Annotated in this window: 18 protein-coding genes; all 18 read right to left on the bottom strand. The window is 60.9% G+C overall.

Translation table 11 applies throughout. The features are described from left to right. Positions 1-69: 69 nt before the first annotated feature. On the bottom strand, positions 70-1,149 hold the full coding sequence (locus A6U98_RS34645) for a YihY/virulence factor BrkB family protein (protein WP_064655718.1): 1,080 nt from the start codon (positions 1,147-1,149) through the stop codon (positions 70-72). Positions 1,150-4,555: 3,406 nt separating this feature from the next. Beyond that, positions 4,556-5,467 carry an rRNA adenine N-6-methyltransferase family protein gene (locus A6U98_RS34635; protein WP_064655847.1) on the bottom strand — a complete coding sequence of 304 codons (912 nt, stop codon included), beginning with the start codon at positions 5,465-5,467 and terminating at the stop codon, positions 4,556-4,558. A 310-nt stretch (positions 5,468-5,777) separates the two neighbouring features. Then, entirely contained in the window at positions 5,778-6,287 is a 510-nt protein-coding gene (locus tag A6U98_RS34630) for a GNAT family N-acetyltransferase (RefSeq protein ID WP_064655716.1), read from the bottom strand. Between the two features lie 121 nt (positions 6,288-6,408). Then, positions 6,409-7,479, bottom strand: a complete 1,071-nt coding sequence (ugpC, locus tag A6U98_RS34625) for a sn-glycerol-3-phosphate ABC transporter ATP-binding protein UgpC (protein ID WP_064655715.1) — start codon at positions 7,477-7,479, stop codon at positions 6,409-6,411. Between the two features lie 20 nt (positions 7,480-7,499). Continuing rightward, positions 7,500-9,020 carry a DUF5060 domain-containing protein gene (locus A6U98_RS34620; protein ID WP_064655714.1) on the bottom strand — a complete coding sequence of 507 codons (1,521 nt, stop codon included), beginning with the start codon at positions 9,018-9,020 and terminating at the stop codon, positions 7,500-7,502. A gap of 34 nt (positions 9,021-9,054) precedes the next feature. Next, positions 9,055-9,939, bottom strand: coding sequence for a carbohydrate ABC transporter permease (locus tag A6U98_RS34615; protein ID WP_197496479.1), 885 nt, complete (start codon positions 9,937-9,939; stop codon positions 9,055-9,057). After that, a complete protein-coding gene (locus A6U98_RS34610) occupies positions 9,936-10,835 on the bottom strand; it encodes a sugar ABC transporter permease (protein WP_064655713.1) in 900 nt (299 codons plus the stop codon). The genes A6U98_RS34615 and A6U98_RS34610 overlap by 4 nt, the downstream gene beginning before the upstream one ends. 93 nt (positions 10,836-10,928) lie before the next feature. After that, a complete protein-coding gene (locus tag A6U98_RS34605) occupies positions 10,929-12,182 on the bottom strand; it encodes an extracellular solute-binding protein (RefSeq protein ID WP_064655712.1) in 1,254 nt (417 codons plus the stop codon). Between the two features lie 55 nt (positions 12,183-12,237). Next, positions 12,238-12,882, bottom strand: a complete 645-nt coding sequence (gene dhaL, locus A6U98_RS34600; protein ID WP_064655711.1) for a dihydroxyacetone kinase subunit DhaL — start codon at positions 12,880-12,882, stop codon at positions 12,238-12,240. A gap of 3 nt (positions 12,883-12,885) precedes the next feature. Further along, a complete protein-coding gene (locus tag A6U98_RS34595; RefSeq protein ID WP_064655710.1) occupies positions 12,886-13,890 on the bottom strand; it encodes a dihydroxyacetone kinase subunit DhaK in 1,005 nt (334 codons plus the stop codon). A 56-nt stretch (positions 13,891-13,946) separates the two neighbouring features. Next, positions 13,947-15,827: a hypothetical protein gene (locus A6U98_RS34590; protein WP_064655709.1), complete on the bottom strand. Its 1,881-nt coding sequence runs from the start codon at positions 15,825-15,827 to the stop codon at positions 13,947-13,949. Continuing rightward, positions 15,824-16,858 carry a Gfo/Idh/MocA family oxidoreductase gene (locus A6U98_RS34585; RefSeq protein ID WP_064655708.1) on the bottom strand — a complete coding sequence of 345 codons (1,035 nt, stop codon included), beginning with the start codon at positions 16,856-16,858 and terminating at the stop codon, positions 15,824-15,826. Before A6U98_RS34585 ends, A6U98_RS34590 begins: the two co-directional genes overlap by 4 nt. A 2-nt stretch (positions 16,859-16,860) precedes the next feature. Next, positions 16,861-17,925, bottom strand: coding sequence for an ABC transporter permease (locus A6U98_RS34580; protein WP_017957302.1), 1,065 nt, complete (start codon positions 17,923-17,925; stop codon positions 16,861-16,863). Next, on the bottom strand, positions 17,922-19,472 hold the full coding sequence (locus A6U98_RS34575) for a sugar ABC transporter ATP-binding protein (RefSeq protein ID WP_064655707.1): 1,551 nt from the start codon (positions 19,470-19,472) through the stop codon (positions 17,922-17,924). Before A6U98_RS34575 ends, A6U98_RS34580 begins: the two co-directional genes overlap by 4 nt. Then, entirely contained in the window at positions 19,469-20,113 is a 645-nt protein-coding gene (locus tag A6U98_RS34570; RefSeq protein ID WP_064655706.1) for a DUF2291 domain-containing protein, read from the bottom strand. Before A6U98_RS34570 ends, A6U98_RS34575 begins: the two co-directional genes overlap by 4 nt. 73 nt (positions 20,114-20,186) lie before the next feature. Further along, complete coding sequence (locus A6U98_RS34565) at positions 20,187-21,128, bottom strand: D-ribose ABC transporter substrate-binding protein (protein ID WP_003550404.1); 942 nt, start codon at positions 21,126-21,128, stop codon at positions 20,187-20,189. Positions 21,129-21,203: 75 nt separating this feature from the next. Further along, the gene (locus A6U98_RS34560; protein ID WP_025396970.1) at positions 21,204-22,031 is read right to left on the bottom strand and encodes a phosphogluconate dehydrogenase C-terminal domain-containing protein; all 828 of its coding nucleotides are present in this window, start codon (positions 22,029-22,031) and stop codon (positions 21,204-21,206) included. A gap of 145 nt (positions 22,032-22,176) precedes the next feature. Continuing rightward, on the bottom strand, positions 22,177-23,514 hold the full coding sequence (locus A6U98_RS34555; RefSeq protein WP_064655845.1) for a four-carbon acid sugar kinase family protein: 1,338 nt from the start codon (positions 23,512-23,514) through the stop codon (positions 22,177-22,179). Positions 23,515-23,517: the final 3 nt, after the last annotated feature.

Raw genomic sequence — 23,517 nt, 5'->3', positions numbered from 1 at the left:
TCTCCTGTTTCGGGACTGGCAGAAATGTCAGAATACATCAAAACCATATGAGAGGAGCAATCATAGCGGTCAGCTCATAGTCTCGCCCAGAGTGTCCGCGACATAGGCTCCGCGCGCTCCCATCGGCATCGGCGTTCCTGTCGTCGTGTCCTTCGCGGTCTGATGCTCCAGTTCGGCGTTAAGCTCGCCTCCGATGATGAGAATGACGACGGAAAGCCAGATCCAGATGAGGAAGCCGATCAGTGCGCCGAGCGTGCCGTATGTCGCGTTGTAATTGGCGAAGTGATCCAGATAGTAGGAGAAGCCGAGGGACATGGCGGTCCAGGCGGCCGTGGTCAGAACCGCGCCCCAAGTCATCCACCGGAGCTTGGCAGGCTCCCGGCTGGGGCCGAAGCGGTAGACCGATGTAACGGCCACTGCGACGACCAGCAGAAGCAGCGGCCATCGCATGAGAAGGGCCAAGTGCTCCTTGAATTGATCGAGCCAGAGATAGGAAAGGACAACCGGCATGATCCCGACGAGCGCTACCATGACCACCGTCAAAAGCGTTGCGCATAAGGTGAAGCAGAGGCCGATCAGGTTCAACCGGATGAGCCCCCGCTTCTCCTCCTCCTCATAAGCCACGTTCATCGCGTCGAAGATCGCCAGCGTACCGCTATGCGTGCTCCAGAGGGCGATGCCGAGGCCGACGAAGAAGGTGATGCCGAGCGTGGCATCGCGCCGATCAACGAGTTCCTTGATCTGATTGGCAAGAAGATCGAACGCTCCAGATGGCATGAGGCCAGCCAATTCGCGAAGATGTTCGGATATGGTGGCCGGATCTGCAACCAGCCCGTAGAGTGATACCAACGCGGCCATGGCTGGAAACAGCGCCAGCAGCAGATAGAAGGTCACGCCCGCGGCAATCAACGTGACCCGGTCGGCGAGGACCTCGTGGAAGACGCGCCAGAACACATCGCGAAGGCCACTCAATGGGATAGCCTCGGGCGTGCTGGCATTGCGGCCATGATCGTCAGTTGCGCGGCCGGTATCCGCAGACGAGGTGACCGACCTGCGCTCGGTTGCCTGCATCAACACAAGTGCGCCAATCGCTGCGGCCATCATTGTCGCCGCAACGGGGAATTTCTTGAGGTGAAGTACATCTGGCATGAGGATGTTCTCCGATCTGGTGCGGAGATAACGCAGGGTGCCGCTAAAGGATGCAAGCCGTTGCTTTCCTGCGGACATTTGATGCGGGGCCTGATCGTTCGTTGCTCCAATCGGGTCAGGGAACAGGGATTGGAACGATTGAGCCGCGCAGCCGGTACGTTTATAAGCTATTGATATCACTGCAGTCGCATCTTGCTACGGAAGCAAATCGGGACTTTAGTTTCGTTACTGCGGTGCTGGGTGTCTTTTCGACAAGTCTACCGATGGGGCGGCTTGGCAGCCGCGAAGCGGTAGATTGGTGCGCAGCCGTATCGGAGGCGCGGCTTGGATCTGAATTCCACCTGCTGCGATCTGAAGCGGGCGCCTACCTGCGACCGGCGCCTCAGGCGATGTGCTTGCAGCAAGTCCAACAAACAATAGCGCCGGTGACAATGGCCTGCAATAGCCGTTTGCGTTATCAACGGGCAAATACTAGGCCGGCTGCCTGCAAGCCGATTGCTCTCACCGGCGCGCCGCATAACGGAGTGTCGTCGAGACACTGCCTGCCTGCTGATGCGATCTTGATGGCCACGGTGGTTGCTTGATAGCGTCTCGGTAATCGGCAGACCGCGTATCGCGATCGCCAAGCCTCCACGCGATAGCAACTGTGCGGCAAAGCGGTGACATGATGCGCGCTGCTCCGGACGTCGGCAAGCTCGCAGCCTGGCGTTATGTGCCACCGGCCGCCCCCCCCCCCGGACTGTCACTGCCAGCGCTGCTCCGGGCAGCTCATTGCTGGGAATCTCCAGCGCCCCTTTGTATGGCGCAGGATCATCTCCTGCCATATCGGCCGGGATTAACGCAGGTCTTCCACATTGCCTTGAGAGCGACGGGCTGCGCGTCGTCAAACAACGTGCATCAATGAGGTCGCCGCCCCATCTGACATGGCGGCGAGGCCGTGGCGCCACGGTCGGCTATCCTAGGATAAGGCGAACGGGTGGCTCCCGTTCCCACATACGCGCGCTCGCTGCCGCAAGCAGATCGGCGATAGTCGTCCGCTGGATCATGTGCGCTGACGGACTGTCGGTCGATATCGGCGGCCACCGTTCGCAATGAGCTGATGCGTCGGAAAGCCTCGCTGCGGCCTGCCGATCCCGTAGGTCGAAAGCCAGCCCCTCCCCTGTCGAGTGATCCTTCCGCTCGGTCGCATGAAGAGCCGAATGCGGTGGCAGCGAGACAGCGTTCTGTCGGTCGGCTGTCGCACGGAAGGCGCAGCCTCGATGACGGGAGGACTGTCGACCCTCCAGTCTTCCCTCAGGCGAATCTGCGAAACCCGTGCAGGCCGAATGTCGCCTGATCGTGCCGTTGTCCGCGGACAACCGGATGATCAATCTGGCGGCTGTCAGATCGTTTGCACACGAGCCGATCTCCTCAGCAATTGGTGCGCGCGGCCGGAAAATATCCTTGATACCGCGCCGCTGAAGGATGCCATGGACCTGCGGGAATGTGGCCTCGTCGATGTCCCTGCCCGGCAGCATGGAACAGCGGTTTCATGCGTCTTGCCGAGCAGACGTGGCGCATCGGCTCCAAGAGTTTCGATGATCTCTGTCGGGTCTGCGGACGGGTCCGCGATACCAAGAACTTGCTACCCGTTTGGGCAGGGGCAGAGCGCCACCCATTCAGAGAGGCTGCGGCGCTATAGTTCTCTCTCCGAGTGTGATCCGCGACCAGAAGGCAAGGCGCCGATGAGGCGTCATTCTCGCCGCTCTTGTGTCTCGTTGACGAAGCGGCAATCGAAGCCGCCCGTCGCTCGGCGTTAGGCTGTTTGGCTAACGGCAATGCTTCGCTGGGCAAATTGGTAGGCGGCGGTTCCGTCCTTCGAAGCCCCTGCGACGCGTCTCAGGAGAGGGCGGGAGAGGGCGCGGCACGTGAGGGCTACGAATCTAGCAGCCTGTGAACTCGCGGTGCATCGATCGGCTCGTCCGTCCAAGCTATACCGATGGATCCCCTTCTTGAGGTTTGCTGGTCTGAGGCCGAAGCCTTTAGTGATGCGGCGGATGGCTGAATGCCGACGGCAGCTTTCGCCTGTGATGGGCGGATGGATGTGTCGCCGTCGTTGGGCGTCGGCGCCAGATCGGCCAGTTTGGTGATCGCCTTGTTCGATAGCTCGGCCTCGACCTCAGTCAGGTGGAGACAAGCGAGGCTGCACCCTTGATCGGGTGAAGGGTCATGCAAGGCAGTCCCAGGGCGGATCGTCGTCGATCATTGAGTCAATCTCCATTCGCGCGTCCGGCTCTTGGCGCACCACGAGTTCGCGCTAGCCTGCCCTCATCAATCATTTCGGGATGGAGCAGGTCGGCCCGCTCTGAAAACTGTTAAACTCCCTCCGCCGGATCGCTGACGGCAAGTTGTCCGCGGACAACCCTCGCCTAGCCCTGATCGCGTGCGAGAGAAGGCTGTGCTTGCCTGGCACTTCGTCTGAGACATCCGCGGCAACTCCCAGGCTTGAATTTGCCGCATTGCGACATTACCTCGTGATGGACCGAAGCGCTTTCCCCTCCTGGCCGCTTCGGTCCGACGGACGGCACTTCTCCTCCCAGGCTGTCGGTCACTATCGAAGCCCGGCGCATCTCTCCCGCGCCGGGCTTTTGTCATTCTGGCAACCCGCCGCCGGGCAGGCAGCGCATCCTCACTTTCCATTCGTGTCGATCCGACTTCGCGAGATCTGTCGAGGTCAGGGAGGCTTGGGGCGGCGATGGGTTGTCTGCGCTGCCGATTTGTGCCGCGACCGCCGCGTCGCCAACAGCAGGAGAGCCGCGCGTGGTTGTCGCGTGAGGTCGCTGGCGAGCAAGCCATGCGCCAAGAGCGCCACCCGATCGACGATGGCGCGGCCGCCGCCGCTTGCTGATCTCAGCCGTCGGTCTGTGCGGCGCCTGCCAAGAGGAGGCGTGCAATGCCCTAGTCATGTCGAGCCAGTCTATTGGAGCCGATCGAGTCAGCTGTCGGTGCGCCATATCTGCTGCGCGCTGGCCACTGCAAGTCAGTACGCCGTCGGCGCCCAATCCCATCTCGATCTCCGTCGATTGCCGTGGCTCAGATCCATGCTGGGCGCTGGCTGAATCAGAGAGATGATGGATGTGGATTTCCGCCGCGGGCGCTCCAGCAGCGGGGAGGGAAGGGTGCCGGTGGCGAGCCTGGACCAAGCTCCGAGGTCGGCGCTCTGAGCGTGTTGTCGCCCATCCCTTGCGCCTGATGTTTGTGGTTGCGACGTCACCGTCGGTCGGACGTGCGGCTCGCTGATCGCGCCGGTCAAAGGAAGAAGGATGGTGTCGAGGACGTCAAGCGCTCCGGTGCTGCGGCGGGCTACGTCGCTCCCGTTCGCCGCAGAGATGGACGGTCGGTTTTGCGGAGCCGGCGGGCGGATCGCTCAGACGTCGTCATAGCAGAGCGCCCATTGGTCGCCGATATGCCAGCAGCGCCCTATCCGTGGCTCCGTCTTCCAGATCAGGCTTTTGACGAACTCGATGCCGCCGCGCCTGAAGGCGGCGGTCAGCGCGTCGATCTCGTTATCGTCGATTGTCAATCCACCATTGGCGCAGACGAAATAAGCTGTACCGATCCAACGCGCCGCAAATCCACCCTCGCCGCGCTCAATACGAAGCGCAGCACCATGGGATGCATGACGGCCGCCCTTCGGCGGTCGGTCCTGGCGCGGTACGCCGAGCGGCAGCACCAGGCGCCCTCCAGGCCGAAGCCGTTCGATCCAGGGTTCCGCGGGCCGCGCGACGGCGAAATTCACATAGATCGCATCCACCTCTTGCTGCGGCCATTGACTGCCGTCGGCGTTAACGACGCTGACATTGGCCCGATCAGCAAGCGCTGCTTGAGCGTGGGCAGCCAGATCGGGATCCATCTCGACGGCATAGACATGGCCTGAAGCGCCGACAAGCTCTGAAAGAATGGCGCTGTAATAGCCGGTGCCGGCACCGATATGGGCGATGCGATCGCCGATTTGGATGTCCAGCTCAGCCAGGAGCCGAGCATGCAGTGACGGACTGCCATTGTTGACGCCCTTGTCGGACTGCAGGGCGAATAGCACGTCCTGATAGGCCAGAACCAGGTCGGAGGAGGGGAGGGGGCGATATCCGCCGCCCAGATTGGCGATCTGCCAAGGCGGCGCACCGAGGAATTTTTCGCGCGGGACGGTGGCAAAGGCAGCTTCGATCCGCGGGTTCGTCGTTGCGGCGGTTGCCACCACCTGATGGGCGTAAGCGCGGCGGATCACCGCCAGTTCGTCGGCCGTGAACATCGCAGTCGGCATGAGCAAATCTCCGGACATGGCTTTGATCTGTTCCTTTTTACGTCTTTGCGGCTCCAAATCCATCTCCATCCCGGATGTTTGATGTTTGGGGGAGAGAACTCGTGACGGAAGCTAAATGCCAATTCTCTTCCTTTATGGAAAACTACCTTGTTACTTCATGATGTTAATATTTCGCAGGCTACATAATTTGACCTTGTCGCCACACATCAAAGTGTGACTTGCGGAGAGACAGCATCGGGCTCTCGGTCTCCGCAGCAGGCGACGCTGGCCAAGGCTGAGGCGGTCCGGCCCTTGAATGCAAAGTACTTCGACTGCGCCATCGACACGTTCAGGAATGAGCTGTCGCGCGATACCCAGCGTCTATTCTGAAACGCTTCTTGATCCTGTCGACGGGCGTCCCGTCCTGAAGCGGAACCTGGACCAGGCGGTCATAGGTCTCGAAGCCCATCTTTGCGTAATAGCCAAGGCCGCTGACATTGTCGGCGCGGATGGTCGCATTGATGAATTCGAGCCCGAGCTCTCCCGCCGCGGCTCGGGTTGCGGGGAAAAGAGCGCTGCCGACGCCTGGGGTCCTTGGGCTCATACGCGCAAAGGTGGCGATGTCGGCGAAGCCTTTCGGCGGGTCGCCGTATAGGCTGAGCGACTGAAAGCCGACGAGCGACAGATCGTGCTCTGCAACATGGCAGGTCAGAGGAAACTCGCCATCGATGAACCAGTCCGCGAACTCGGCAGCCGAAAGCGGAGTCTCGAGCGCGGTCGTTCCGCCGGCAAGGATGATTTCGTTCAGGAGACTGCTCAGCTCCTCCGCGTCAGTAGAGACGGCCCTTCGAATGTGCATGTCCTGGCTACCTCGTCTTCGACCAACAGCCTATTGGCGAGACCAGAAAGTACAAGTCAGCGTTTCGTCTGCAAGGGCAAATTCCGGTTCCGCGTTCGACGGACCTGCTGATGCGACCTAGTCAGGCGCTCAAACGCTGCTGCGTCTCCCGGTCGAAGAAGTGAACCTTGGCCGTTTCGAAAGAAAGCTTCACCAGCTGTTCCGGAACCAGCTCGACACGTTCGCGAACGACCCATGTCAACTCCCTGCCTTCGAGCTCCACGGCGACATGGGTTTCCGATCCGGTGGGCTCGACCACCTTGACCACGGCATCCACACCGTTTTCGCCACCGAAGGTGATGTCTTCGGGACGAATACCCAACGTCAGCGGTCTTTTGGCGGAATTGGCTGGAGCCCGCGAAAGCGTGACGCGTGACCCACCCGGCAGCGACAATACCGGGTTGCCTGCGCCCTCAAGGGTTCCCTCGAGAAAGTTCATCGCGGGGGAACCGAGGAAACCGGCAACAAAGATATTGCGTGGTCGGTCGTAGAGTTCGAGCGGCGTGCCAATCTGTTCGACGCGACCGCCGTGGAGCACGACGATCTTGTCAGCCATAGTCATGGCTTCGATCTGGTCGTGGGTGACGTAAACGATCGTGGTCTTCAGGCGCTGATGCAGAGCCTTGATCTCCGCCCTCATCTTCACGCGCAGTTTCGCATCCAGATTGGACAGCGGCTCGTCGAAGAGAAAGACTTTCGGATCACGAACGATGGCGCGGCCCATCGCGACGCGCTGCCGCTGTCCGCCCGACAGCTGAGCCGGCTTTCGATCGAGAAGCGGCTGCAATCCGAGAATTGCGGCAGCCTCACCGACCTTCTGTTCGATTTCCGGTCGCTTGACCCCGGCGAGCTCGAGCGCAAATCCCATGTTCTGGGAGACCGTCATCTGCGGGTACAACGCATAGTTCTGGAAGACCATCGCGATATCGCGATCCTTCGGCTGCAGATTGTTCACGACCCGGCCGTCAATGCTGATTTGACCGGCGGTGATATCCTCGAGCCCGGCAATCATGCGCAGCAATGTCGACTTGCCGCAGCCGGAGGGGCCGACGAGAATGGTAAATTCGCCGTCGGCGATCTCGACGTCGACACCATGGATGATGTCGACCGTGCCGAAGGATTTCTTGACGTTTCTGATGCTCAAGCCAGACATTTCGTACCTCTTGTCATCTTCTAGCGCTTCTTGCGCACGCGCAGCGCCTGGTACGGCTTGCGCGGAATCTTGACCCCGAAGGCCGCGTCCGGCTTGCCGCCGCGCACGACCGAGCCATGACGCGTCGGATGCGGAACGGGCGCCGCCACCTTCTCCACCGGCGTGATCGTCATCTCCCATGTGTCGATGAGATCGACATCATAGTCGTCGCCGTCGACGGGCAGGCCCGTGGACCAGATCACCGGCTGATGCTCGCCGAAATAAATCAGGCGGAAATCGCCGTCGCCGTCGCGCGCGCCCGACACGCGGGACCATGGCCATTCGCCGATGATGCCCAGCGGCTCGAGGCCGTGCTTGACATCGGCTTCCAGGAGGTCCCGGAGGAAGGCGATGCGCTTCCACGCTTCGCCGCGCAGTTCCCCGCCTTTGGCCCACCAGATCAGGTCCTCGGGATGAGAATAGGTTTCGCCATGGCCGGCATAACCGCCGCGGGCCATGGTGATCCAGAAGCGATGCACGAGCTCCTGCGCATTGAGATTGCCCCATGACTGCAGGATGTCACCCTCATATTCGGGCTCGTCGTTGACGACAGGCTTGCCGTAGGCATTGCGCCATTCCTGTGTCCGCTTGACGTCAGGGTTTTGAATGCAGGTGTGCGTCACCCACGGCTTGCGATGATCGAAATTCGCCGTCACGTCGCCATTATGGATGGAGCGCAGGTGCTGGTAGGGGTCGTTCTCTTCCAGGATGTGGAAGTAGCGATCCCACTGCTCCATCGGCTTCGTATCGATGAGGAAATCATATTCATTGGCAAGCGACCACCAGACATTCCGGTAGGCGGCGAGACGAGCGGCCAGATATTCGACATAGCGAAAATCCTGTTCGGCCGACATGTCGGCATAGCCCCACCGGTCATAGGGGTGGAAGATGATGATATCGGCTTCGATCCCCAGCTGGCAGAGCGCTGCGACCTGCTTTTCGAAGTGCTGGAACGAGGCGGGGTTCGGGCGATCGAAGTTTTCCTTTCCGTCAGCTCCGCGTTCGAAGCAGGCGTGCAGCGGCTCGTTGACATTGTAGGGATAATCCTTCGGAAACACGCCCATCCGCATCTTGTTGAAGCGGGCCTTCCTGAGGGTTTCGAGGGTCTGCTTCTGCATGTCGAGCGGCTGGTGCGTCCAGGCGTAGCAGGTCGTCCCGAAGGACAGGAATGGGGTGCCGTCGGCATAGGCGAAGTGGAATTTGTTGCGCACGCGCACCGGGCCGTGATTGCCGGTCGAAGGCTCGGTCGCGGTCAATGCGCCGGTCTTGCCGTCGAGTGCAGCAGTCTTGGAACGGGTCAGAAACGACCACTCGCCTTCGATGTCCGGCATGAAGCGGATACGGTAGGTCCCGTTGCCGTCATAGAAGCCCGGCACGCGGACTTCGCGGCTCTTGTGGGTGAACACGGCATCGAATGCCACGTCGAGATAGGGATTGCCGCCGGAGGGTCCATCAAAGGAGGCCTCGAACACGCCCCATTTTTCGACTGTTGCATCAGACATAGAATATTCTCCTCGTGGAATGCTTTTCGTGGCCCTAGCCTTTGACGGCGCCGGAGGTCAGGCCAGAGACGAAGTAACGCTGGAAGATGAGATAGACGATCGTCGCCGGCAGGACGGTCATCACGATGGCCGCATTGAGCTGGCCGTAATTGCTCGAGAACTGTCCCTGAAAGGACATCAGGCCGAGCGGTAAGGTCCACATGTGCTGATCCTGCAGCAGCACCAGCGCCATGGCGAATTCGTTCCAGGTGGAGACGAAGTCGAGGATGAGCAGTGCGGCGAGCACGGGCAGGCACACCGGCAGAAAGATCCGTCTGAAGATGATGAAGTGGCTTGCACCGTCGATCAGGGCTGCTTCCGACAGCTCCTTGGGAATGCTCTTGAAGAAGCCGTGCAGGATGAAAACCTGATAGGGAACGCCGAAGGCGATGTAGGGAAGGATGACGCCGGGGTAGGTGTCGATCAGGCCGAGTGAATTGACTAGGGTAAAGAGCGGCGCAAGCATCACCTGGAAGGGGATCATCGTGCCGAACACGACGAGCAGCAGCAGGGCCTTGGTGATCTTCAGCTTGATCTTGGCAAGGGCATAGGCGGCCATCGCCGAAAGGATCAGCCCGAGCGGCACCTTGATGACGGTTATGATGACGCTGTTGAAGAAGGAGCTTGCGAAGTTGCCGCGGCTCCATGCAGCGCTGTAGTTTTCGAAAGCGAGCTCGGTTGGCGGCACGAAGGCGCCGGTGCCCGTCACTGCCGCCGGCGTCTTCAAGGAGGTGAACACGATGAAGACGAATGGCGCGACCCAGACGAGCGCCACGACAACAAGAGTGATCCAGAGACCGATCAGAATGGGATCCCGCTTCATCGACGATGGTTCGACCTGCAAATCCACTGCGGTCTGGTCGGTCGGTACTGCTGTCACGATTCGACCTCCTCGTGCTGCTGGGTCCATTTGAGATAGGGAATGACGACGGCCATGGTGATCAGCAGCAGCACGACCGAAATCGCCGCTCCTCGTCCGAAATCGAAGATCTGCATCGCCTGCGTGAACGCCCAGAGCGCCAGCATCTGGGTGGACTGCGCCGGCCCGCCGCCCGTCAGACCATAGACGATGTCGAAAGCCTTCAGGGACGAGATGACGGAAAGAACGAGAACGATCGTGATCGTCGGGCGCAAGGCCGGCAATGTCACGTGCTTGAACACCTTCCAGCGGCCGGCGCCATCGATGCGCGCTGCCTCGACGAGCGTCTGAGAGACATTCTGCAGGCCCGCCAGGAACAGGACCATCGAGAAGCCGACCGTCTGCCAGAGATAGGCGACGAAAATGGAATAAAGGGCGATGTCCCTGTTGCCCAGCCAGTCATTGATCCAGCCCTGCATGCCCCACGAGGTGAGAAGCTGGCTGAAAAGGCCGAAGAACGGATCGTACATCCACTTCCACATGGTGGCCACGGCGATCGGCGCGATGATGACCGGCAGATAGAAGATGGCCCTGAGGCCATTGCGCCCGAATATCTTCTGATTGAGGCTGAGCGCCAGCAGCAGTCCGACCATCGGCGGGAAGATCAGGCTCATCAAGGTCCAGATGACGGTATTGCGGAAGGCAACCCAGAAGACAGGATCCTTCGTGAAAATCGCCGAGTAGTTTGCAAGCCCTACAAATTGCCGCTGCGGATCCAGCCCGTTCCATTTCTGGAAGCTCAGGATGACGACATTGAGCATCGGATAGAGGGCGAAGACGGCATAGATTGCCAGGGCCGGCACGAGCAGGATGAGCGCTTGTACGCGCGGATCATGTGTCGATTGTCGAAGTGACATGCTTTCCTCCTGGCAGTGAAGCGGCTGCCAGCTGATGAAAGAATGTGCCGGTCGATCGACAGCTGGGTCGATCGACTGGCACCTCGGGAGGAATCAGGTTCGGCTTGCGATAAAGCTCTGCAACTGCTTGGCCGCATCGGCCGGCTCGGTGTTGCCGGAAGCAACATCGTTGATGACCCGGAAGTACTCCGTCGTGACGTCGAGCGGGAACGCCTGGTCGCCGTTCATGTACACTTTGCCGTATTTCTGGAAGATCGCCAGCCATTCCGCCTCGAGCGGCTTCTGGTTGGCATATTGTACGTTCTTGTTGACGGAGGTCGAACTCAGCTGGCCGAGCAGGTCCTGCTGGACTTTCGTCGAGAGGAAGTAGTCGAGGAACTTCGCCGCTACGTCAGGGCTCTTGCTCTTGGTGCTGATGTAGTTGTACTCGGCGAAACCGTAGAGACGATCGGTGTTGGTCGGGAAGGGGAAAATGCCGTAGTCGTCGAGATTGGCGCCGGAGCCGTTAAGCTGGCTGACCAGCCAGTCGCCTTCGAGCATCATCGCCGCACGGCCTGCGGTGAAGAGGCTGTAGGACTGCTTGTTGTCGATGCCCATGAATGGCTGCAGCGTATAGTCCTTCGTCCACTTCGCAAACTCCGCGAAGGATTCCGTCGCGCAGGGTTCCTTGGTCCAGTCCAACGTCATCGCCTTCAGCGCATCGTGCTTTTCAGCACCGCACTTCGTCTCAAGGATAACGTCCATGAGGCGCATGACGTGCCAGTTGACCGTGCCGCCGAAGGTGAATGCGGGGATGCCTGCAGCCTTCAGCTTGTCGGCTGCGGCAAGGAATTCGTCGTAGGTCTTCGGCTCTTCCTTGATGCCGGCCTGTTCGAAAAGCTTCTTGTTGTAATAGACGGCCTCACCCTTGAAGGTGAAGGGAACGCCGTGCTTGCCGCCGGGATAGAGGTCGGCGAAAGCCGCTGCCGAGGGCAACAATTCGTCGCTCCACTTGTACTCGGCATAATATTTGTCGAGGGGAAGGGACAGGCCGGCCTTCACATATTCGCCGCCGAGGCCGAGGCCGGCCCAGCTGAAATAAATGTCAGGCCCTTTGTCGGAGCCCGCAGCGACGCGCAATGCGGTCTTGTGCTCGTCGACGGCGCGCTGGACGATCTCGACATGCGTTCCGGGATTTGCGGCTTCAAAATCTGTCGCCACCTTCTTCAGAGCTGTGTTGGCAGCATTATTGTCGAAGTTGAGGGTCCAGAGCGTGATGTCTTCAGCAAGAACCGGCGTAGCCGATAGTGACGCCACGGCGATCGCAACGATGCTCGCGGTCTTCAATTTCGCAGACAGGGTCAGCATTACCGTCCTCCTCTTGTAAAGCCGGGCCNATTGACATGTCAACTGGTATGACGAGCTAACCATTGTGATGTTGGGCAAATTTGGCCATTGCGGCGATGATGATGACTGCGGACGCGGCGCCGGGATCGATGTGCCCGATCACACGGTCCCCCAAGCGCGAAGCCCGTCCCTTGGCCGCCGTCATGTTGCTAGTCGCTTCGCAGCCTGCGCGCGCTGCCCGCTCGGCCGCCTCGAAGCATTGGGGGAGGGGCTTTCCCGACTGCCGGGCATCGAGTGCTGCGTCAGCCGCGGGTTTCCAGGCGTCAACCATCGTCTTTTCACCGGGTTCGGCCTTTCCGCGTTCCTGAATTCCCTGCGCCATTGCCGCAAAGACGCGCAGGAAATCGTCATCGCTCAATGTCTGCTTGTCTTTGGCGGCTGCTCCGGCGCGCATGAAGGCCGTGGCATATAGCGGGCCGGACGAAGCGCCGACCGCATTCAGGAATGCCTTTGCCGCGACGTTGAATGCGGCTGTCGGGGCAATCCCGGCGTCAAGTTCGCCGACCGCTTTCGCCGCGGCCTGGCAGCCCGCATCCATGGCAAGGCCGTGATCCCCATCGCCGATGGCGCCGTCCAACGCGCAGAGATGGTCGCTCTCTGCCGCAATATCCTTGGCAATCCCGGCAAACATGCGCTGCAGGTCTTCGGTCGTAAACGTCATCGATTACCTCGCAAACATCGCGCAATCACAGGGGTGGTCGATCAATCGCTGAAGCTCATCGTCGAGATGCATGACCGTGATCGACGCGCCGGCCATTTCGAGAGAGGTGCAGTAATTCCCGACGAGCGACGTATGGAGGACGAGCCCGGCATCGTCGAGCCGGGACTTCACGCGCCGCATCATGATGTAGAGTTCCATCATCGGGGTCGAGCCCAGCGAATTGACGAGCACCGCGACACGATCACCCCGATCTGCGTTCATTTCGCGAAGAATGCGGTCCATGAGTTCGTCGGTCACCGCGTCGGCCGGCCTCAGCGGCTCGCGCGCCACGCCAGGTTCCCCATGGATACCCATTCCGATCTCCATCTCCCCTTCGCCGATCAGGAAGTTTGGCCGGAGGGTCTGGGGCAGCGAACAGGGGGAAAGCGCCACACCCATCGTATAGGTTCGCGCATTGGCATGGCGGGCGGCGCGCTCGACATCGTCAAACGAGTAGAGAAGATCGCAGGCTGCGCCGGCGGCTTTGAAGATGAAGACGTTGCCCGCCACGCCGCGTCGCCTGTCCCTCTGATCGGGAGGAGCAGATGCCACGTCATCCGTGGTAAGCACGGTGCGTACCTCGATCTCGTCAAGCGCAAGCATCTCGGCAGCCATGTCAAAGTTCATCACGTCGCCGGCATAATTGCCATACATGAACATTACACCGGCGCCGCCGTCGACCGCCATGGCGCAGGCGATAATCGGGTCGGGCGGCGGCGACGCAAAGACATTGCCGATTGCGGCCGCGTCCGCAAGCCCCTTGCCGACAAACCCCAGAAATGTCGGTTCGTGCCCGGATCCACCGCCGATGACCAGTCCGACCTTGCCCTTGCGTGGCCCGTTTTTGGCGATGATCGCGCGGGGCATGTCTTCTACCGCGTAGAGATGGCGCGGATGCGCCGCCAGGACCCCCTGCAGCATCTCATCGACGGCATCTGCGCCGGAATTGATAAGCTTCTTCGTCTTCACATCGATCCTCCCGAGAGCGAGTTCCGATCGCATAGATGCAGCTGCACCACTGGAGGTCAATCCGCCAGCGCGTGGTGCTCCAGCGGCAAGACGGCGACAGCCAATGGGGCAAGCAGCAGATCCCCGCTTGAGTCCTTCCCGGTCGGCCCGCATGCATGGCAATCGACCTTTCGCTCTTCGCTCGTCAGATTGACGACGTAAAGCCTGGCGCCCGTAGCATCTCTTGCAACGAAAGACAGGACCTCGGAGGGAGAGGAGGAGACGCATTCCCGCCAGGTTGTGCCAGCCAATTGACACAGTCTCCGCACGGTATCGAACAGCGGACGACGCCCGCCTGGTTCGGTCGGTTCCCCCGGACCGGCGATCAGGCCGAACGGACCTGATAAGGCTGATAGGGTCAGGCATTCCAGATCGGCATCCAGCACCCGTATCGCGTAACCGAGCGCGAAGGCCTCCGCGAAACGTCCATTGTGGCGCGGGTCGCGATTGGCCATGGGAATGCGTGCGCCCGACGGATTGTCCATCGTGCGGCTGCCATAGGGGTTCTGCCGCATCGGGATCGTCGATGGGCCGATGCGGTAGGGCCTGTCGCCGTAGATCGCACGCACCGACCGGGTGATGAAGGGCAGCGCTTCCAATGTCTGCATGACGCTGAGATCGTCGGCCGCATGCGCGATAGGGTTGGTGCAGTGGCTGACGAAGTCGAGCTGCCCATCCGGCACGCGCTTCCGGTTGAGTTCGGTGAAATAGCTCAGCATGCCGCCGCCAATGCGAATGCCGGGAAAGGCGGCGCGGGCGGCGACATAGACCTCGTCCAAAGGCGGGCAATCCGGCCATGTGCTGCCGGGCGGCGTCGATTGCCGGTCGACGGAAGGCGAGATCATGATCGCATCCGGCTTGAATTCCGCCAGACGCATCTGGTGGGCGATCTCGGCCGCCTCGCTTGACGGCGACGATTTGCAGGGAAGGGCGATCTCCAGCGTCGAGCGGCCGCGATGGACCGTCGCCATTGCTGCGAACCGCCTGAACGCTTCGACGCCGTGCCCGGCACCGGGGTCGAAATGGAAGAGAAGTTCCTGGGGAGCGATCTCCATCAGGACGGACTTTGCCGAAAGGCTCGCATCGGCCTCTTCGGGCGTAATGATCATGCCGATATCGGGCATGGTGCCGGTCCGCGCACCGAGTTCAAGTTTTATGGCGCCGCCTGACACTCGAGGATGATGCCGTGTTGCACCGCTGATATCCCTGATAACAAGCGATGTCTTTTGCCGAACGGGTTGATTGGCGGCAATCTGGTAGGGCCAGGGCAGGGCGAGCGGCCTGACATAAGTCTTATAGGATGCGTCCGACCAGTTCCTTTGATCTTCCATTTCAAAAGTGTCGCCCTCCATCCGGCATTCCGCCTGAACGTCAGGCGTGACCGCATGGGTGATGGCGCGCATGTCCTTGAAAGGTTGCCAGGGCTCGATGAGATGAGGAAACCGCGTTGCCACGATCTGCCCGTCGACATGCTCGATCGTTGCCGGCGAGCCCGCGACGCCGACGATCGGATGCAGGATGCAGAAGCCGCAGCGATTGGTCTCGAAGCCGGTCCCTGTGATGGCTTCGGCTTCGAAGTCGAGCCGGTCCGCGCTTCCGGTGATGCGAATGTCGATGACAAGCCTCGTATTGTCAGGCCCCTCGCAGCGGGCTCGATAAGCGACTGCGAAACGATCGTCATTCTGCTCGATCCGGAGGTCGGTGATTTCAGGGCCGTAGGTGCCCCAGTCCCGGTCGCGAACGAGATAGGAGATCGCTCGCAGCACCTCGGTCCCATCGTAGCGGATGGTGCGGAGGTTGCCGTTGGCGAGATCGGCTTCCAGTTTTCCGGCTCTCAGGCGAACCGGGGGCGTTTCGACGAGGCGAGTACCGTAGAGCTGGAACGCATCGACCGTCATCGCAGCATCGCTCCGACATCGATCGTCTGTCCCCTGGCCGCGCTGTCATAGGCGGCCTCGACGAGCGCGAAAGTTTTCAGATTGTCGGACCCTGACGTCGAATGTTCCGCGCCGCGCTCCAGCTGATCGACCCAATGCTGCTGGATCGCGTAGACGCTCTCCTGGATGTTGTGCCAGGGCCGCGAGGCCCATGACAACAGCTTCGGCGATACGTCCGTGGTGGTGGTGCCCTTGGCGTTGGTGATTTCGAGGCCGTAACCCTGGGTCAGGCGGATCGTGCCCTCTGAACCGTCGAGCTCGATCAAGGTTTCGGGGAACGGCTCCCTGGAAAGCCTGGTGGCGTAGCTGACGTCGACGACCGACGTGGCGCCATTTTCATGATCGAGCAGAATGGTCGCGACATCCTCGCCCTTGATTCTCGGATTGACCCGCTTGGTGCGGGCCGTGAGCGAGCGAACGTCGCCAAGGATATAGCGGGCGATATCGAGCGTATGGATGCCAAGGTCTTCAATGATGAACCGTTCGCCCTCGGCGAGATAGGGCTGACCCGAAAAGACGTCGTAGGCCGAACGGAAGGAGAAGCGGCCCCAGAAGGGCGTGCCGATGGTATCTGTCTCCAGCGCCTTCCGCACCGCCTGGATCGGCGTCTGCCAGCGAAAGTTCTCGTGCACCATCAAGGGAATGCCGGCATTGCGACACGCCTCGACCATCGCCTTCGCGTCCGACAAGGTCTTGGCGAACGGCTTCTGGCAGATGGCCGGCACCTTGTTCCGAGCCGCCATTTCGACGAGGGTGCGGTGGCTTTGGACGGTCGTGGCAATGTCGACGAAATCAAAACCGCCATCGGCGAACAAGGCCTCGGCATCGCCATAGCGGCGATCGATGCCGAACTGATCGCCGACGATCTTCAGCCGCTCAGGATCACGATCGCAGATCGCGACGATGCCGGCGCCCGAAACGTCGTTCCAGGCATGCATCTGGTTGACCGCAAAGAAGCCGCATCCGATCAAAGCCCCTTTCAATTCCGTCATAATCAACCTGCCTTTGCCATCTGCATGAGGGTGACGCGCTGCTGCAGGCGGCGCTGTGCCTGGTCGACCACGACGGCAATGATGATGACGAGGCCCTTGATGACCATCTGCCAGAAGGAGGAGACGCCCATCATCACCAGTCCGTCGGAGAGGATGCCGATGACGAAGGCGCCGATGATCGTTCCGCCGATCGTGCCGCGGCCGCCCGACATCGAGGTGCCGCCGAGCACGGCTGCGGCAATCGCATTGAGTTCGAAGCTTTCGCCGGTCGCCGGATGGGCTGCCATCAGTTCGGAGGAGATGACGACCCCGACGATTGCCGCGCACAGTCCGGAGAACATGTAGACGAAGATCTTCACGACATCGACCCGGATACCGGACATGCGCGCGGCCCGCTCATTGCCGCCGACGGCGAAGATATGACGGCCGATCGGCGTTGAACGCGCGACATAGGCGGCCAGCAGCGCAAGCACGATCAGGATCCAGATCGACACCGGCAGGCCGAGAATGCGTCCCGCGCCGAAGAAATCGAAGCCGGTCGTCGCATATTCCGGTCGGCCGACAAGGTTCGGAAACGTCTGGCCGTCCGACGACAGCAAAGCGAGACCGCGGGCGATATAAAGCGTGCCGAGCGTGGCGATGAAGGGCGCGACGTTGAGTTTGGTGATCAGCAGACCGTTGATCAGGCCGATGAGCAGGCCGATCGACAAGGTGATCAGCACGATCTCGAAGAGGTTGAAAAAGATCGTGTAGCCGATCGGCAATTCGATGCCGTAAAGGATCAGTCCGCCGGCGACCATGCCGCAAAGCCCGACGATCGATCCGACCGAGAGATCGATGCCGCCGGTGATGATGACGAAGGTCATGCCCATCGCCAGGAAGGCGTTCAGCGCCACATGCTTCGACATCAAAATCATGTTCGCCGTCGAGGTGAAGTTCGGGGCGAAGATCGCAAAGAAGATGATGACCGCAAATAATGCGATGAACGTCCTGAGCTTCATCAGTGTCAGAAGCGCCGAGCCGTTGGCGCCCTTCGGCGCAAGAGTGGTTGATGTAGCCGCCATCATGACGCGAGTTTCCCTTGATGTCCGTGTCCCTTGGCCGAAGCCGCGATAATGGCTTCTTCCGTGGCCTCGTTGCGATCGAAGACGGCGATGAGCTGGCCGTTGCTCAAGACCGCGATGCGATCGGAAAGCGCCATGACCTCCTCGAGGTCGGAAGTCGAAAACAGAATGGCGAGCCCGTTCGCCGCCAGCCGCCGCATGGTGCGAAAGACGTCGGCCTTGGCGCCGACATCGATGCCGCGGCTCGGCTCGTCCATCAGAAGCACCTTCGGATTGGTCATCAAGGCCTTACCGATGACGACCTTCTGCTGATTGCCGCCGGACATCGAGGTCACCTCGAAATCCGGGTTCGGCGCCTTGATCGAGAGGTCGCGGATCGCATCGCGAATGGCGTTCTTCTCAGCGCCCCTGTCGATATGGAAGAGCCGGGTGAAGCGGCCAAGGCTCGCCAGCGTCAGGTTCGACGCGATGGAAAGCACCTGAACCAGGCCTTCCCGCTGCCGGTCTTCCGGAATGAGCGCAAGGCCGCGGCGGATGCGCCGCGTGGTGTCGCGGGCGCGAACATGCTTACCGTCGATGAAGATCTTGCCGGTCGAGTGTGTGTGCCGGCCGATCACGCATTCGAAGAATTCGCTGCGCCCGGCACCCATCAGACCGTAGATGCCGAGGATTTCGCCGGCCTTGACCGACAGGGAGACATTGTTGACCGAAAGACCACCTGTCGGCCGCGGCAGGCTGATATTTTCGGCGCGAAAGACTTCAGCTCCGACGGCGTGGTCCACGGACTTTGCAAAATCCTTGGCATCCGAGCCGATCATCGAGCGCACGATCCAGCGCGTGTCGATGTCGCGGACCATTGCCTCGCCGGTGACCTGGCCGTCACGCAGCACCGTGATGTAGTCGCCTATCCGCATCAGCTCTTCGAGCCGGTGCGAGATATAGACGATCGCCACGCCCTGGGCTTTCAGTTCCGCGATCACCTTGAACAGGATCTCGACTTCGGCCGCCGAAAGAGCCGACGTCGGCTCGTCCATGATCAGGATACGGGCATCCAGCGACATCGCCTTGGCGATCTCGACGAGCTGCTGCTGGCCGATCGGCAAATCCTCGACCATCGTATCCGCCTCGATCCCCGCATCGAGACGTTTCAAAAACGCATTGGCCTTTTGCACCTGCGCCTTGTGATCGATGCCGAGGATGCCACGGGTGATTTCACGCCTGGCAAAGATGTTTTCTGCGACCGACATGTTGGCGAAGAGATTGAGTTCCTGGAAGATCATGCCGATGCCGTGCGCTTGCGCGTCTGCAGGGCTGTCGAAGGATACGGGCTTGCCATCCAGGATGATATGGCCGAGCGTCGGACGCTCGACACCGGCGATGATCTTCATCAGCGTCGACTTGCCTGCACCGTTTTCGCCGACAAGGACGTTCACTGCGCCGCGGCGAAGCGCGAGATTGGCGCGCTTGACGGCGACAATGCCCGAATAGACCTTCGACACGTCGTCGAGGCGCAGGATGACATCGTCTTTTTGTGCCTCTGCTGTGGTCATGGACCGACCTTCAGTTCCGAAGGCGTTATGAGCGGCAGCTCGCCGCTCTTCGGCAGCGGAAAAGCGCCGATCGCGGTCACCGTCTTGCCGGCGAGGCCCTCACGGGGGATGGCGGAGAGAAAGGTGGTATTGGCCTTCTCGTTGAAGGCTTTGCCGAACTGTGCCCACTCGATCTGGTTCTTGAATTCGTTGAAATTGACGAACTCCAACGTGTCGCGCAGCGCCGTGCCGCGCAGCGCCGGTCCGATCTGCACCTTGGCGTCGGCCTTGCCGTCGCCATCTGCGTCGACATCGAGCGTTGCCGCGCGAGAGGCCGTATCGGCCGCGACAACCTTGCCGGTGATCTTCACCGCATAGGTCCATGGCGAGCTGCTCTGCTTGCGGGGATTGCCGTATTTCTCGCCCGCGGCGTCGGGGCTGGAGGCGGCCAATTGCATGACGTCCTTGAGATCCCCGGCGTGCTTCTCGAAATACGGCACTGCCTCGGATTGCCAGATCGACTCGACCTTCGCATTCGGGTCGAAGGCGGTCTTGGCCGCTGCCGCCGCCTTTTCCTCTGCGGTCGGGGTCTTGATGATCTTGCAACCGGGCAAGGCGGCCGCCACGACGGCAGCGACGAGGGCGCCCTTCATTCTCAACATGCTTTAAACCTCGACGTCTTGCGAAATGCATTGCGGAGGGCGCAGCGCTGCGCCCTCCGCAATTCGCGGCTGATCAGTTCGTCAGGGCGAAGGTTTCGAGTTTGCCGGCATTGTCGGCATTGATGAGAACGCAATCCATCAACTGCTTCTCTTCCTTTGGCGTCGTCTTGTTCTTGATGTAGGCGTCTGCCTGTTCTACCGCCAACTGAGCCTGCGCATAGGCGGGCTGCAGGACCGTTGCCTTGATGCCGCCCGACTTGATGGAGTCGCGCACGTCGTTGGAACCGTCGAAGCCGACGACGATCACGTCCTTGCGGCCGGCCGCCTGCAGTGCTGCGATCGCCCCCATGGCCATCGTGTCATTCCCTGAAATGACGCCCTTGATGTCGGGATTTGCCTGGAGGATGGTTTCCATCTTCGAATAGGCTTCCGTCTGGCTCCAGTTGGCCGACTGCTTGGCAACGGACTTCAGGTCTGGATAGTCGTCGATGACGTCGTGATAGCCTTGCGAGCGGATGCCGGCGTTGGTGTCGGATTCCTTGCCGACCAGCTCGACGTAATTGCCCTTCTCGCCCATCAGCTTGACGAATTCCTGCGCCCCGAGCTGGGCGCCCTGATAGTTGTTCGAGACGATCTGCGCGACGGCAACGCCCGTCGCGTTGATTTCGCGGTCGATCAGGAAGGAGGGGATACCTGCATCCTTCGCCTTTTTGACGGCCGCGACGGAGGCGTCGGCTCCGGCATTGTCGAGAATGATCGCCTTGGCGCCGCGTCCGATCGCCGTGTCGATCATTTCCGACTGCTTGTTGGCGTCGTCGTCATGCGTCATGAGCAACGTCTCGTAGCCGAGCTCTTTCGCCTTGGCTTCGGCGCCGACGGCTTCGGCCTTGAAGAAGGGATTGTCGTGCGCCGGCGTGATGATGGCGATGAGATCGGCCGAAAAGGCCGGAAGAGCCGTTCCGAGCGCCAGTGCGCCGGCAAAAGCTGCGAGTGTCAGTCTGCGCGTCAGTTTCATATTTTCCTCCCTGTTGTGAATGAAGCCCCTTCTCCCTGGGGCAGTTGCGGGGAGGGCTTGCCTCCCCAAGCCGGTTCAGGTGATGCGCCGGATGCTTTCGGCGATCTCCTGCGGTTCGAATACCTTTTTCCAGTCGTCGCGCATCAGCGCCGGGATGCCGAACTCGATCGCCTTGTTGCAGGCATCCGAGAACACGCCGTCGACTTCCTTGAAGATGACCGCGCCGAGTACGTTCATATGGCCGAGCAGGAAATCGCGGGCGGCCTGTTCCGGCACGCCGCGCGCCACGCATTCGTCCATGGCCTGCCGCATGACGACGAGCAGCGATGCGCAGACGGTTTCCGACAAGCCCGGTTCGAGCATGGCAAGTTGATCGACCGTGACCCGGTGCGAGCGCATGACCGGCGCCCAGATCAGCTTGGCGATTTCCTCGCCAAGCGCGTAGGCGCTTTCGGGACCTTGCATCAGTGCCGAGACGATATGCTGCTTGGCAAAGAGGCCGCCGAAGTGGTCCTTTTTCGCCTGCATGTCCGTCTCGTCATTGAAGATCGGCGGATGGCAGGGATGGGTGACGAAATAGGTAAGATCATCACGCTTCGGCAGGTGGCCGGCAAAGGGAGCCGCAGCGTCCAGCGCGATCACCATGGTGCCTGAAGTGAGCTTGTCGACGATGCCTGCCGCGACTTTGCCGATTGCCGTGTCCGGCACGGCAAGGATTACCACCTCGGCGCCGTCGAGCCCGATATCGACGGGTACGCAATCGACACCGAGATCATTCTTCAAACGGGCCTTGCCTGCGTCGCTCACCTCGATATGGCGGACCTCGAAACGCGAGCCTTTGAGATTTTTGGCGAGCCGGTACCCCATTTTCCCGCCTGCGCCGAAGAGGGCAATCTTAGTCATGTTTTCCTCACCTTTTCCGTTCTCAATAGGATCACAACTGGTATGATGAGTCAATCACCATATCACTATTAGATTTGTTAGGACCGGCGTTTTCTGCGTGAAGCCGGTCGATCGCGCGTTCGACCGATGAAACCTTGGGAAACCATCAGTGTTTCCTTCCGTCGCGGATCTGCGTGAAATAGTCGTCAGTCCCGACCTGGCCGCCTTTGAGCGCGATCTGCAGGCCGTTGGTCGGCTGATAGTCGCCATGCGCAAGGCAAAGCGGAGAGCCCGGCGTCTGGGGCAGCGGGAGAAGCGTCGTCAGCGCGTCGATCTTCAACGGCCTGAGCGCGTGACTTGATGTGTCGCCGCCGGCGACGACCGCACGGGAAAGCCCTTCGTTCTCGATCAGGCGGCGCAAGATCGTGCCGAGCGCGCTTCCGAGCCGGTGACGCGCACCCGGAAGCCTGTCGATGTCGGTGCCCCGGTCTGCAGACGGTCCAAGCGCGGTGTAGAGGATGACGCTCTTGCCTTGCTTGAGCTGCTGCGTTCCAGCCTCCACCGCAGCATTGACCGCGCCTTCGCCATGCTCCGAGACCAGTGCAAGCGGATCGAGCGCGATGCTCTCAAAGCCGTTCTCGACAGCTGTCCGGATCTGGCGCTCGGTTGTCGGCGACACGCTGCCCGACACGACGGCAAGGCGGTCGGCCGGGCCGACATCGGAGAACGCGGCTTTGCTTTCGCCGATGAAGCCGCTCCGACGCCATGCGCTGAGCAGGGCGTATTCGACCCCCGACGAGCCGGCGACGAAGCTTCCGGAACGGCCGGTGACACGAAGCAACTGCCGACCTGCGGCCTCCTGCGTCGCTTCGGAGTCGACATCGATGAGCAGGATCCCCTCGCAACCCGACGCCAGTTCGTCGGTCCGCCTATCTGCGTCCGTCGCGGTGATGGCGATAAGATCGGCGACCAGGACGGGGAGGCGGGTCTGCTTCGACAGGTGGACCGCAAGGTCCGCCTCGTCCATCGGGGTGACCGGATGGCGGCTCATGACGGGATGGCGATCGATGCGAAAAATCCGGCCCTGGTAAGCGGCAAAGAGGTTGCCGAATGCCGTGTAGCGCTTCAATTGCGGCGCGCCGACGATGACGGGCACGACGGATTGCCTGAATACCGATCGGCCGATTTCGATCGCCTTGCCGATATTGCCGACTTCGGGGCTGGAATCGAAGGTCGAGCAGACCTTGTAGTGGCAAATGTCAGCGCCAAGCGAATTCAGCCACTCGAAAGCGCGAGCAAGGTGCTCTTGCATCCATGCGGGGGTCTCGCTGCGGCTTGTTCCGGCAATGCCGATCGCGCGGCAATCCTTAAAGCGCGCAAGCAGTTCCGGCGTCGGAACGTCGAGGAAGAGCACGGTCGACACACCGTTCGAGGCTAAGGCCTCCATGACATCGGTGGAGCCGGTGAAGTCATCACCGTAATAGCTGACGAGAGGTCCATCCATCGT

This window comes from Rhizobium sp. WYCCWR10014, from assembly GCF_001657485.1.
In the GTDB taxonomy this organism is placed as follows: Bacteria; Pseudomonadota; Alphaproteobacteria; order Rhizobiales; family Rhizobiaceae; genus Rhizobium.
Note: the sequence above shows the minus strand (reverse complement) of the source record. Positions and strands in the feature narration are given on the sequence as shown.